The sequence below is a fragment of the Achromobacter piechaudii NBRC 102461 genome, from assembly GCF_001571245.1.
Lineage (GTDB): Bacteria > Pseudomonadota > Gammaproteobacteria > Burkholderiales > Burkholderiaceae_B > Achromobacter > Achromobacter piechaudii.
Map to the genome: position 1 here is coordinate 1194290 of NZ_BCTK01000005.1, position 13162 is coordinate 1207451.

General features: G+C 63.1%; 10 protein-coding genes. 5 read left to right on the top strand and 5 right to left on the bottom strand.

Translation table 11 applies throughout. The features are described from left to right. The first annotated feature begins 4 nt into the window (after window positions 1-4). Window positions 5-730: a polysaccharide deacetylase family protein gene (locus API01S_RS12125; protein ID WP_085947650.1), complete on the top strand. Its 726-nt coding sequence runs from the start codon at window positions 5-7 to the stop codon at window positions 728-730. After that, complete coding sequence (locus API01S_RS12130) at window positions 705-1859, top strand: glycosyltransferase family 4 protein (RefSeq protein WP_061304598.1); 1155 nt, start codon at window positions 705-707, stop codon at window positions 1857-1859. The genes API01S_RS12125 and API01S_RS12130 overlap by 26 nt, the downstream gene beginning before the upstream one ends. 24 nt (window positions 1860-1883) lie before the next feature. On the opposite strand, the gene API01S_RS12135 is transcribed toward API01S_RS12130, so the two are convergent. The 3 genes from API01S_RS12135 to API01S_RS12145 are packed head-to-tail and all read right to left on the bottom strand — an operon-like array spanning window position 1884 to window position 3915. Then, complete coding sequence (locus API01S_RS12135) at window positions 1884-2165, bottom strand: YkgJ family cysteine cluster protein (protein WP_006218487.1); 282 nt, start codon at window positions 2163-2165, stop codon at window positions 1884-1886. Then, window positions 2162-2926: a YdcF family protein gene (locus API01S_RS12140; RefSeq protein WP_006218488.1), complete on the bottom strand. Its 765-nt coding sequence runs from the start codon at window positions 2924-2926 to the stop codon at window positions 2162-2164. The genes API01S_RS12135 and API01S_RS12140 overlap by 4 nt, the downstream gene beginning before the upstream one ends. A 17-nt stretch (window positions 2927-2943) precedes the next feature. Beyond that, window positions 2944-3915: a glycosyltransferase family 9 protein gene (locus API01S_RS12145; protein WP_050727661.1), complete on the bottom strand. Its 972-nt coding sequence runs from the start codon at window positions 3913-3915 to the stop codon at window positions 2944-2946. 107 nt (window positions 3916-4022) lie between these two features. Here API01S_RS12145 and msbA point away from each other — a divergent pair, with 107 nt between their 5' ends. From msbA to API01S_RS12165, 3 genes are all read left to right on the top strand, one after another. After that, a complete protein-coding gene (gene msbA / locus API01S_RS12150) occupies window positions 4023-5798 on the top strand; it encodes a lipid A export permease/ATP-binding protein MsbA (protein WP_050727660.1) in 1776 nt (591 codons plus the stop codon). A gap of 220 nt (window positions 5799-6018) precedes the next feature. After that, on the top strand, window positions 6019-7827 hold the full coding sequence (locus API01S_RS12155) for a monovalent cation:proton antiporter-2 (CPA2) family protein (RefSeq protein ID WP_061304600.1): 1809 nt from the start codon (window positions 6019-6021) through the stop codon (window positions 7825-7827). Between the two features lie 560 nt (window positions 7828-8387). Continuing rightward, window positions 8388-9854 carry a sensor domain-containing diguanylate cyclase gene (locus API01S_RS12165; RefSeq protein WP_050727658.1) on the top strand — a complete coding sequence of 489 codons (1467 nt, stop codon included), beginning with the start codon at window positions 8388-8390 and terminating at the stop codon, window positions 9852-9854. Window positions 9855-9872: 18 nt separating this feature from the next. On the opposite strand, the gene API01S_RS12170 is transcribed toward API01S_RS12165, so the two are convergent. Together API01S_RS12170 and rng are read right to left on the bottom strand one after the other, a co-directional pair. Next, on the bottom strand, window positions 9873-10574 hold the full coding sequence (locus API01S_RS12170) for a DUF3053 domain-containing protein (RefSeq protein ID WP_006218494.1): 702 nt from the start codon (window positions 10572-10574) through the stop codon (window positions 9873-9875). A 183-nt stretch (window positions 10575-10757) separates the two neighbouring features. Continuing rightward, window positions 10758-12239, bottom strand: a complete 1482-nt coding sequence (gene rng, locus API01S_RS12175) for a ribonuclease G (RefSeq protein ID WP_061304602.1) — start codon at window positions 12237-12239, stop codon at window positions 10758-10760. Window positions 12240-13162: the final 923 nt, after the last annotated feature.

Here is a 13162-nt window from a genome sequence, read left to right on the forward strand (position 1 = left end):
ACCTATGTCTATCCCCATTCTCATGTACCACCAGATCGGCGAGCCCAATCCCAAGGGCACGCCGTTTCGTGGGTTGACGGTGCACCCCGACAGCTTCGCCCGCCAGATGCGCTGGATGCGTCGGCTGGGCTATCGCGGCCTGTCGATGCGCGACGTCATGCCTTATGTTCGCGGCGAGCGGCAAGGCAAGGTTTTCGGCATCACGTTCGATGACGGCTATCGCAACGTGCATCACAACGCGATGCCCGTCCTGAGCGAACTCGGCTTCACCGCCACCAACTATTTTGTTGCCCGGCAGTTCGACGGCGGCAACGTCTGGGACCTGCAAAAAGGGATTCCGTTTTCCGCGCTGATGACGGTGAACGAAATGCGCGAATGGGCGCAGGCGGGCAATGAAGTGGGCTCGCATACGCTGGACCACGTGCACCTGCCCGAGCTGCCTGCCGACGAGGCGCGCCGCCAGATCGTCGAATCCAAGCACGAGCTTGAACAGGCGCTGGGCGCGCCGGTCACCGCGTTTTGCTATCCCTATGGCGATCATGGTCCCGAACATCGCGCGATGGCGCGCGAGGCCGGCTACGACAACGCCACGCTGACCCAGCGAGGGCTGGCCGCATCCTCGGACGATCCTTTCGGCCTGCCTCGGGTGACGGTCTCGCGTTCGACCAACATCATCCGTTTCCTGCAGAAGTGCCTGACCCGGTATGAAGACACCCGCCGGCGCCGCTGAGCGGCGGCTCCGCATCGCGCTGTTGGTGGATCGCTTCGGCAACCGCTTTGGCGGCGCCGAAGCCTATGGCGTGGAGCTGATGCGCGTGCTGGGCGAGCGTCATGACGTGTCCGTCGTCGCGCGGGACTTCGACAGCGATCTGCCATTCGATTTCCTGCCCGTGCGCTTTCCCGGCTGGCTGCCCAGCTGGATGCGCGTGCTGTATTTCGCCTGGCGCGCCGACCGCCTGACACGTGGCCGCTTTGACATCGTGCATTCGCACATGAATGGCTGGGCGGGGGAAATCCAGGTCATGCACGTGACGCCGGTCCGCTATAACCGCGTCGCGCGCGTCAATCCGCTACAGCGCCTGCGCGCCTGGACGAGCCCGCGCCTGGCTACCTACCTGGTGCTGGAAAAGTGGCGCGTGCGCCCGTCGCCGGCACGGCGTGTGGTGGCTGTGTCGGGCCTGATCATGGACCAATTGCATCGCAGCTATGGTCCCGAGCTGCCGGTGGATATCATCGCGCCGGGCGTCAAGCTGCCATCGCCCGATCTGGCCACGGGCCGCGATGCCACCCGCGCCAGCCTGGGCTGGGACGCCGACACCATCGGCTGCCTGCTGGTGGCCAGAAACCCGCTGCGCAAGGGCTTGCCGGCCTTGCTGGACGCGCTGGTGCAACTGCCCGCGCAATACAAGCTGCTGGTGGTGGGCGCCGATGAACCCACCCGCGAGCGCGTGCGCGCCGCGGGCGGCATCGCGCATCGCGTCACGCTGATCGACCCCACGCCAGGCGTGGCCCAGTATTTCGCCGCAGCCGATATCTACGCGCATCCCACGCTGAATGACAGCTATGGCATGGCGCCGCTGGAAGCCATGTCGCATGGCCTGCCGGTGGTTGTGAGCTCGCCCGCCTACTGTGGGTTTGCGCAATATCTGTCGGCAGGCAAGGACGCGCTGATCCTGCAAGACCCCCGCGATGGCGCCCAACTGGCGCAAGCGCTGGAACGATTGGGTTCGGAACCGGAACTGCGGGCGGCCTTGACCGAGCGCGGGCTGGAGATCGCGCGCGAACAAAGCTGGGAAACGGTCGCCTCGCGCTACGAGACGCTGTATGAAAAGGTGCTGGAGGCGCGGCAACAGGCTTGATGGCGCCGCGCCAGCTTCAAGGCTTCAAGACCCGGGCGCCGTGGCGCGCTCCAGGTCGGCCAACCATAGGATCGCGTGTTCCCGATCCGGCCCGCACATCTCGACTTGAGGTTCAAGCCCGCCGCAGAAGTCGGGGCGCGAAGGCTGGCCGAAAATCGCGCAGCGCATGTCCGGCAGCAACTGTATACAGGGCACGCCGGCCGGCTTGCCGTGGGGCATGCCCGGAATCGGTCGGGTGATCGACGGGGCGATGCAGCATGCGCCGCAACCCGCCCGGCAATCCAGCGCCGGCGCCGTCAGGCTCATACCCACCCGCGCAGCCAATAGACGAACAGGCCTGCGTATTCCTTGATGATGGAGCGGCTGGCGTCGAAGGTGCGCTGGTCGGGCACCCATGGCGACAGCGAACCGTCGGCAGGCGCGACGATCTGCGGCGGGGCCGGCGCGGCGATGGCTTCCACGCCCTGCTTGGAAAACGCCGCCATGGCGCGCGGCATGTGCAACGCCGAGGTCACCAGCAACACCTTGGTGATACCGCGAGACTTGAGCGCGTCTTCGGTCAAGGCGGCGTTCTCGTAGGTGGTGCGGCTGCTGTTTTCCAGGATCAAGGCCGATTCCGGCACGCCTTGCTGGCGGATCGCATGCGCCATGCCGCGCGCTTCGCTGACGTCGCCTTCCAGCGCGCCGCCCGACAGCAGCACCTTGGGCGCGCGTCCGGCCAGATACAGCTGCGCGGCCGTGTCCACGCGCACGACGGCGGTGTCCTTGTCATACGGCAGGAACCAATTGGCGCGGCCATTGGCCGTATTGCCGCCCAGCACGACGATAGCGTCGGCCGTGGGCGAATCGGCGGGCGCGAGGTGCGGATAGCGATTCTCCAGCGCACCGCCCAGCCATAGCGAGGTGACGGGCAATGACCAGGCAAGCGCCCACAGCAAGCCGGCGGCGATGATGGCCGCCCCGGTCTTGCGCAGCCGGAACCATCCCAGCGCCAGACCGATGATGACCAGCGTCACGCACAGGTTGTAGGGAATGATCAGATTCGTAAGGTAACTGGAAAGGTTCATGTCAAAAGCAATCCTGATTACATCGTCCCGCTCAGCAGGCTGGTCGCCTGCCGTTCTACTTCTTCGACGGTCGGCCACGCATGCTCCGACCCGACGCAAACCGCCCGGGGCGACCAGGGGCCGGTGCGTCCCGGACGGGTCACGCCGAACAGCGCGAGTTCCCGGGCCGACGCGGCGGCTGCAACGTGGGACACCCCGGAGTCGTTGCAGATCACCAGCGCCGCGCGAGCCGTCAACGCGGCAAACGCGCCCAGCGGCAAGGGGGGCAGCAATTGCGCCGTGGGGGCGTTGCGCCGCGCCTCGTCGGTTTCGGCCGGAGGGGGGCACATTACCACGGTATGGCCCTGTGCCTGTAAGGCGCGCGTCAGTGTATCGAATCCCGGCCAGACCTTGATCTTGCCTTTGTGCAGGCCGGTGGCCGTAGGGGCAATCAGGACAAAGCGCTGCGCGGACAGTCCGGCCGCTTGCAACGCGTCATCGGCGGCTTGTTGATGGGACGGCGTCAGCGGCAGGTCCAGCGTGGGGCCGGGCTGGACCGGGCCGCTGGGCAGACCCCAGCGGGTCAGGGCCTCGCGCGTCAGGTGATGCCAGGATTGCACGGCATGCAGCGCCTCGTCCGGCTTGGCGACCGGCCAGCGCAGCAGAAAGCTGCGGCCATCGTCGCGGTAGCCGGCGCAAGGCAAGCCTGCCAGCCGGAACACCAGGGCGCTGGAGAGCGAGTCGGGCAGCAGCAGGCCCCGCGCGCGCCGGCCCATGGCGCCCAGCGAGCGGCGGTGCGCGCTGACGGCGGCGCGATCGGGGCCGACCTTGCCGCGCATGGGAATGAAATCCTTCTTGGGCACGCCGTCGAGCAGGTCGCGGGCCCATGGCCGCGCGCAGATCACCAGAGGCAGGCCGCTGGCCTGCAAGGCGCGCAGGCTGGGCAGGCTCATGCAGACGTCGCCCACCCAGTTGGGCAAGCGCACGTATAAACAGCTGATATCGGACATGGAAGGGTGGGAAGGCAAATTAGTCTTATCGGAGGGTGGGCGACTCAGCGCGGCGGCGCGTAGCCAGTACAATCCGGGGCACAATTGTATAAAAGCGAGTGTTCCCTTTGAATTCTCCCGCACGCAACACACCCGCGGACTCCAATCCCGTCAAGGCCGAACTCTGGAGCCGGATCTACAGCCGGGTGGGTTCCTATTGGAAGGGCTTGTTGCTGGCCGTCCTGCTGATGGCGGGCGCTGCCGCGACCCAACCGGTACTGGCCGTCATTATGAAGCCGTTGCTGGATGGCGGCTTTTCAGGCGCCAAACCCTATTATGTCTGGGCATTGCCCTTGGCGGTGGTGGGCTTGATCCTGCTGCGCGGCATCTGCAACTTCTTCAGCGACTACCTGCTCGCCTGGGTGGCCAACAACGTGCTGCTGGGCATGCGCCGGGATATGTTCGAGCGCCTTCTGGGCCTGCCCGACGCCGACTTCAAGCGCGGCGACACTGGCCGGCTGCTCAACCGCTTCACCATCGACGCGGGCAACGTCACGGGCTACGCCACCGACGTCATCACGGTGCTGGTGCGCGAAACCCTGGTGGTCATCGCGCTGATCTGCGTGCTGCTGTACATGTCCTGGGTGTTGACGCTGATCATCCTGGTCATGCTGCCGATATCGGTGTTGATCTCGCGCTTTTTCATCAAGCGCTTGCGCCGCATCAACCGCGACACGGTCAACATGAACGCCGAACTGACCCGGGTGGTTGGCGAAGGCATCGACGGCCAGCGCGTCATCAAGCTGTTCGACGGCTATGAGGTCGAACGCGGCCGCTTCGATTTCGTCAGCCGCCGCCTGCGCCGTTTCGCCATGCGCACCGCCACGGCGGACGCCGCCCTGACGCCGCTGACCCAGGTTTGCATCTCGATCTCGGTGGGCGCGGTTATCGCCGTGGCCCTGAGCCAGGCCAACAGCGGTTCGCTGACGGTCGGCAGCTTTGCGTCGTTCATGGCCGCGCTTGCGCAGATTTTCGATCCCATCAAGCGCCTGACCAACGTGGCCGCCCGCATGCAGAAAATGCTGGTGTCCGCCGAAAGCGTGTTTACGCTGATCGACCAGACTCCCGAAAACGATACCGGCACCAAGGAACTGCCCGAACCCGTGCGCGGCAAGGTGGAATTCCGCAACGTCAAGCATCGCTTTCCGGACGCCGAGCGCGACACGGTCAACGACATTTCCTTCATCGTCGAGCCCGGCCAGACGGTCGCGCTGGTGGGGCGCTCGGGCAGCGGCAAGACCACGTTGGTCAATATGCTGCCTCGCTTTGTGCTGGCTGACGCCGGGACGATCCTGGTGGATGACACGCCCATCAATGACCTGACGCTGCGCAGCCTGCGTTCGCATCTGTCGCTGGTCAGCCAGGACGTGGTGCTGTTTGACGACACCATCGCGGCCAACGTCGGCTACGGCGCGTTGGGCAAGTCCAGCGAACAGAAGGTGCGCGACGCCCTGGCGGCGGCCAACCTGCTCGAATTCGTGGAGGGGCTGCCCCAAGGCATCAACACGCCGGTGGGCGAGAACGCCGCCCGCCTGTCCGGTGGCCAGCGCCAACGCCTGGCCATCGCCCGCGCGCTGATCAAAAATGCGCCCATCCTGATTCTTGACGAAGCCACCTCGGCGCTGGACAACGAGTCCGAACGCCAGGTGCAGGCGTCGCTGGAACGCCTGATGAAAGGCCGTACCACGCTGGTCATCGCCCACCGCCTGTCCACGGTCCAGAACGCCGACCGCATCATCGTGCTAGACGCGGGCAGGATCGTCGAACAAGGCCCGCACGCCGAGCTGCTGGCTGCCAATGGCCTGTACGCCTCGCTGTACAAGATGCAGTTCCGCGACGACTGAACGCGACCCTCATCGGCTCCGGCCGCCGCGCAACCAGCGCGGCGGCCTTTTTCATTCCGGTTGCACCGGGCGCGGTGGGCGGCGTCGACCCGCCGATCGCCCTGGGCCGCCGTAGTTTCTCATTGCCAATCCGGCGGATAGTCGGAAAATGGCGCTAGCCCCATCCGCTGCGGGCCGGGCTTCTTCCGGCGCGGGGCCACTGTGTAACCAGGAGCGCCTCATGGCTCTGCCTATCGAAGGTAATCAACTCGTCAACGTCGTCGTCCTGCTGGGCGCGGCAGTCATCGCCGTGCCCATCTTCAAGCGCCTGGGGCTGGGTTCGGTGTTGGGCTACCTGGCGGCCGGGCTGGCCATCGGCCCATTTGGTCTCGGTTTCTTTTCCGACCCCAAATCCATCCTGCATGTGGCGGAACTGGGCGTCGTCATGTTCCTGTTCATCATCGGCCTGGAAATGCAGCCGTCGCGTCTATGGAAGCTGCGGGGCGAAATCTTCGGCCTGGGCGTGGCGCAGGTGGTGGCCTGCGGCGGCCTGCTGACGGTGGTTGGCCTGCTGGCCGGCTTGTCCGGCCCAGCGGCTTTCATGGCGGCGATGGGCTTCGTGCTGTCCTCCACGGCAATCGTCATGCAGATCCTGGGCGAGCGGGACGAAAGCACCAGCGCACAGGGGCAGCGCATCGTGTCCATTCTGTTGCTCGAAGATCTGGCCATCGTGCCATTGCTGGCCCTGGTGGCGTTGCTGGCGCCAGCGAGCGCCAGTGCTGACCACGGTGACCCCTGGACGCAGTCCGCCATCGCCGTGGGTTGCGTCCTGGCATTGCTGGCCGCCGGTCGATGGTTGCTGAACCCCTTGTTTCGACTGCTTGCTGCCGCCCACGCCCGCGAAGTCATGACTGCCGCGGCGCTGCTGGTGGTGTTGGGCGCGGCCTTGTTGATGGAATTGGGCGGCCTGTCGATGGCCATGGGCGCATTCCTGGCTGGCGTGCTGCTGTCCGAATCCACCTTTCGGCATCAGCTGGAAGCCGAAGTCGAACCGTTTCGCGGGATTCTGCTGGGCCTGTTCTTCTTGGGCGTCGGCATGTCGCTGGATCTGTCCGCCGTGGCGCGCGAATGGCCGTTGATCCTGGCCGCCGTCGTTGCGTTCATGTTGGTGAAGTCGGTGGGCGTCTACGTCGTCGCGCGCTTGTTGCGGGCCTCGCATGCCGAAGCGGTCACTCGTGCGGCCTTGCTGGCGCAGGGCGGTGAATTCGCGTTCGTGCTCTATGGGGCAGCGGCGGCCGCTGGCATCTTCGATGCGCACACGGGCGCGGTCCTGACGGCTGTGGTCATTATCTCCATGGCTCTGACCCCATTATGTGTACTGTCGCTGCGCTGGTTGCTGCCGCCTCCCGAGCCGTCCATGGACGGGGTGGACGTTGCGCAAGACCTGGATGGTTGCGCGCTGATCGTGGGCTTCGGCCGTTTTGGCCAGATCGTCACGCAGGCGATGCTGGCTCGCGACCTGAAAGTATCCATCCTGGATATCGATACCGACGCCATCCGGGCGGCGGCCAAATGGGGGGTGAAGGTGTATTACGGCGACGGTACCCGCATCGACATGTTGCGCACTGCCGGGGCCGAGAACGCCTGCGCCATCCTGATTTGTATCGACAACCCCCAGGCCGTGAACCATATGGTCCGGCTGATCAAGTCCGAATTCCCGCTGGTGCGCGTGGTCGTGCGCGCCTATGACCGCATCCATTCCCTGGCGCTGGCCAAGGAAGGGGTGGACTACCAGGTCCGGGAAACGCTGGAGTCGGCGCTGGTGTTCGGCGAGGCCGCGCTGCGCGCCATCGGGGTGCCGGCCGACGAGGCGGCCGAGGTGTTGCAAGACGTGCGCCGACGCGACACCGAGCGGTTCGACCTGGAGGTCGCGGGCGGTCTCTTTGCCGGCCGATCGTTGCTGTACGGGAATATGACCGGTCCGGCCGATGGCCGTAACGACAAACCTGATCGCGAAGCCGCGGAAGCGGCGGCCAATCCCCTCGCGTAACGCTGTATATCGCTTTCTTTGCACAACTTTTCGTATCATTTCACGTGCACGTTTGGCCGACTGCGTTAGATTTATCCGTACTGACTCTTCACTTATGAAGAGCATTTGCCAGGGGGCTGCCATGCTGCATTCGGACCGGAGTTTCACGACACCGCACGCTGTAGGGGTTGAGCTTGCCCGACGCCAGGCTTTGGCGTTGCAGTGCGGATTTTCAGCTGACGCGATGCGCCGGCTGCTCTTGCCGGGAGGCAGCGCCGCTCCCGCCTGGGCGATCAACGCGCACCGGGAGACGGACAGGGTCCGTGGCGCGGGCGCCTTCCCGTTCCGGATCGGCGCGGCGGCGGTTTCCTGATTGCCGGCCGGGCCGCGCGCCCGGCCTTGCGGTTCATCCCTGATGCCCGCGCGCATTCGCCGCGGCGTTTCCCTGTTGCCATGGTCATCCGCAGGCTTGCCGCCTGCGAGTGCAGCCTTGCGCCCCGCGCTTGGCGGCGGCATTATCTTGCTGGATCTTCCAAGGACGTAAGCCACGACACTTGAACGCCTCGCCAAGGAGCGCCGGTTTGAAGTCTCGCAGTTTTGTGCACGGCGCGTTGTACGCGTTGGCTGGACTGGTGGCCATCGGCATCTGTCTGGCGGCGGTCGCGCTGCTGTGGATCGACCGGCAAGGGACGTGGGCGTCGGCGTACAAGTCCGCGCGCAACATCACCGGCGTGCTGTCGGCCGACATCAGCCGGACGCTCCAGATTTACGATCTGTCGCTGCGAGGCGTTGTGGAGCGGCTGGGCGAAGCGGATATCAACGATGTCAATCGCGCTACGCTGCAACGGTTTCTGTTCGACCGATCTTCCTCCGCCGAATACCTGGGCGCCATCGTGGTCCTGGATCGCGATGGAAATATCCGCTACGACTCGACCTCGATCAACCCTGCGCCGCTGAATTTCGCTGATCGCGATTACTTTCGCGTGCACCGCGACGCGCACGACGCGGGCTTGTATGTCAGCCGGCCTTATATCAGCCGCCTGCGGCCTGGCGACGAGAGCATTGCCATCAGCCGCCGCATCGATAATCCGGACGGCAGTTTTGCCGGGGTTGTCACCGGCTCGTTGCGGATGGCTTATTTTCGCGATCGATTCGCCGAACTTTCCATAGGCACACACGACGTCATCACGATTTTCCGCAACGACGGGGTGGAGCTTGTACGCAATCCGTATTCAATGGTGGACGGGGGCGACGACGGGCAGGGGGCGCTGGCATTCCAACAATTTCTGATCCGTCGAGAAAATACATTCGTGGGCGCTTGGACGCCCGACGGCGTGAACCGTCTATACACGTTCAACAGTATTGAGAACACGCCGTTGGTCATCGACGTGGCGCTGGCCGTCGATGACATCCTGGCGCCTTGGGAGCGGCGCGCGGCGTTGATTGTGCCGGTTACGCTGGCGCTGTTCTTCTCGGTCATGGCGCAGATCGTGCTGTTTCGCCGGGAAATGCGCTGGCGCCGGGCATTTGAACAGCAGCTGCAAGAACGTGCGCAAACCGATGGCTTGACGGGCATCGCCAATCGACGAACCTTCGACGAAGTGCTCGAGCGTGAATGGGCGGTGGCGCGCCGGGACGGCACGCCAATTTCACTGCTGTTCCTGGATGCGGATTATTTCAAGCGCTACAACGACCGCTACGGCCATCAAGAGGGTGACGAGCTGTTGAAGATGCTGGCCCTGGCGCTCAAGAAAAAAGCGCGTCGCCCAAGGGATTTGGCGGCGCGCTATGGCGGAGAAGAATTTGTGGTGCTGCTGCCGGGCGCCGATAAGCGCCAAGCCGTGGCCATCGCCGAAACCATACGGCGGGCCATCGCGGAACTGGCCGTACCGCATGAAGACAACGAAGGCGGCGTCGTCACGGTCAGCATCGGCGTAGCGACCGCCGTGCCGACGGGTACGGATACCTTGTCACGTCTGGTCGAGGCTGCTGATGCCGCCGTCTACCAGGCCAAGAAAGCCGGGCGCAACCGGGTCGCCGCGGCTTGATGCTTGAGTACTGCTGTTTTATCGGCCCAGCATCAATGCTTGCATGCGCGTATGCGCCTGCTGGACGTTCCTGGCCTGCTCATTCAGGTTTTGCAGCAGCTGATTCAATTCAGCCTGTACCGCCGGATCCTTCACTTTGACGATCGCGCCCGAGATCTCGATCTGAGCTTTATGCGCTTCAACGTAGTCGGCAATCTTCAAGCCGCTGTCAAAGGTCGCGCTCAATTGCGGCAGTACGTCGCGGAACGTGTCGGCGGGCAAGCTCACCGTCTTTTCATAAGCCTTGTCATACACGGCAGCCAGATCTGCGGGCTGCTTGAGCTGCGCGCGCGCGGCGTCTGCTTTGGCTTTTTGTTCTTTCAACGCGACGCCCATGTCGGCAAGCGACTGCTGAACGGTCTTCAGATCGTCGCGACGGGTCACGATGTCGTTCAGCGAGCGCATCGCGCCTTTCTGAATGATGCCGGACAGCGGCTTGGTGGCGGCATCCATGCCGGCATTGAAGTCAGTGATCACCGCGTAGTGCGAGGTGTAATCACCGAACGACTTCTTTTCCTCATCCGTCAGTTGCGGCACGCGCACGCCGGGCTTGTCGACAATGCGGGTCTGCAGATACTGCGTGAACGCCGCGCGTTGCTCGGGTTCCTTGTCGCCGCAAGCGGCCAACACCAGCGGCAATGCCGCTACCAGCAGCAGGAACGGACGGAATAGGGACTTCATTGAATAGCTCCGAAAGCATGAATAGGGCGCGATTCAGGGTAAACCCTGGAAAGCGCCCGCGAGCTTATCGGCTACCTCGGTCCATCGCCATTCGTTTCAAACTTGATTTCAATCGAATCGTTAGGTCACACAAACCGGGAACATTGATATGAATGAGCGGTCTGTTTCTGCTACGCGCGCGCGTCAAACTAAAATAATGTCGTACTTCTCTTGCGAATAAGTGCTCTCGACTTCCAGCGATACCCGTTTACCCACGAAATCGCCCAACATGGCCAAATGCTGGCTCTCTTCCTCCAGGAACAAATCCACGACGTCCTGCGACGCCAAAATGCGGAATTCCTTCGGATTGAATTGCCGGGCCTCGCGCAGAATCTCACGCAGGATCTCATAGCAAACCGTGCGCGGCGTGCGGACATTTCCACGCGATTCGCACATGGGGCAGGGCTCGCATAATTGATGCGCCAGCGAATCGCGCGTGCGCTTGCGCGTCATCTCGACCAGGCCCAGTTGCGTGAAACCGTTGACGGTCATGCGAGTGCGGTCGCGCGACAGTGCCTTCTTCAATTCGGCCAGCACCGTGTCACGATGCTCCTGTTCTTCCATGTCGATGAAGTCCAGGATGACGATGCCGCCAAGGTTACGCAGGCGCAGCTGGCGCGCAATGGCTTGGGCCGCTTCCAGATTCGTCTTGAAGATGGTGTCGTCGAAATTACGGCCGCCGACGAAGCCGCCGGTGTTCACGTCCACCGTGGTCAATGCCTCGGTCTGGTCGATGATCAGATAGCCGCCCGATTTCAGGTCCACCCGGCGCGACAGCGCCCGGGCGATCTCGTCGTCAACGTTGGCGGTATCGAACAGGGGGCGGTCGCCGCTGTAATGCTTGATGCGGTCCACCACCGATGGCGTGTAGATGCGCGCCCATTCCAGCATCGCCGCGCTGGTCGTGCGCGAATCCACCAGGATCGCGCCGATCGACGGTCCGACCATGTCACGCAACACGCGTTGCGCCAGCGTGAGGTCTTGGTGCAGCAGGGCGGGGGCGGGCTGGGTGCGAGCGGCGGCCTGGACGCTGCTCCACAGCTTGCGCAGATATTCCAGATCGGCGGTCAGCTCGTCATCATTGGCGCCTTCCGCCTGGGTGCGGACAATGAAGCCGCCTTTCTCTTCTGCCGGCATCAGGGCCTGCAAGCGTTCACGTAGCTGGATGCGCTCGGATTCGGAGTCGATCTTCTGCGAAATACCGATGTGCGGATCGTGGGGCAGGTACACCAGCATCCGCCCAGCCATGCTGATCTGGGTAGACAGGCGCGCACCCTTGGTTCCCAGCGGGTCCTTGACCACCTGGACCATGATGGTCTGTCCCTCGAAAAGCAGCTTTTCGATAGGCGTCGGCGTCAACCCCTGGCTGCGTTCGCCCCGGTTTTCGCGCAGGTCGGCGATATGTATGAAGGCGGCACGCTCCAGCCCTATATCGATAAAGGCGCTTTGCATGCCTGGCAACACACGCACCACACGACCCAGGTAGATATTTCCGACATGGCCCCGCTGGATGCTGCGTTCCACATGCAGCTCCTGCACTGACCCCTGTTCCACCAGCGCAACGCGGGTTTCAAAAGGGGTCACATTGATCAGGATATCTTCGCTCTGGGCGATGGCTGGGGGCATAGCGTGCTCGTCTCCAAGTAGATGCGGCGTACAGCGAATAGTAAACGTACCCCGCACCCAGGCAAGCCCGCCGGCCAACTATCTATATATAGAGGGACTTCCGGAGCGGTGATCGTCCGCTCCGGGTGTCGTTTTGAGATTCATGCATCTTTCTTGCGTTCCCAGCCAGACGGCTCGAAAACTTGTGCTATAGTCTCGCTCCTTCGCAGTTCAGACAGTTTTGAACCGGGAAGACAAGACAGCGCAACAGGCCCCACGGCAGTGATCCGCAAGGAAATCTACCCAGCCTGCCGCCAAGCAGCCAGGAATGGCAGCGAAGCGGTTATTGCATGGATTGCAGCGAATTAGGCAAAAGTCAGTTGCGCAATCTGCAAAAATCGTGCTATAGTCTTGGGCTTGGCTGGTGATGAAGATTAAGGGTTTGCCCGGATTAACATTGCAAGTCACCTGAGCAGTAACCGACCTCTGGTTTCCAGAGTCGCCACAAGGAAAAGCGAGTGGCGGGGTTGCAAGATAGGATGCAAATTAGGCAAGAGCCGGTTGCATAATCTGCAAAAGTCGTGTTATAGTTTCAGGCTTGGCAGTTGCCGAAAACTTAGGGTTTACCCGGATGGGTGGTTCTGATGTTTCGATAGCTGCTAAAGAGAGCAGACTTGAAGAGGTCGCAGGCAGGAAAGCAAGGGTGCGAAAGCAAACGACGCTGACTTGACAAGCGATAAAAACTTCTCCATAATCTCGCCTCTCTGCTGCTGAAAACAGCAAGCGCTGCAAGGCAAAACGCCGAGCAGCGTAGCAGTAAGAAGTACCGAATTTGCAGTACCGCTCTTTAACAATTAAACAACCGATAAGTGTGGGCGCTTGATGCGATGCGCTTGTGACTTCGAGTCTGGGGTTAAACCTGGTCTCGGATCACAAGCACAATG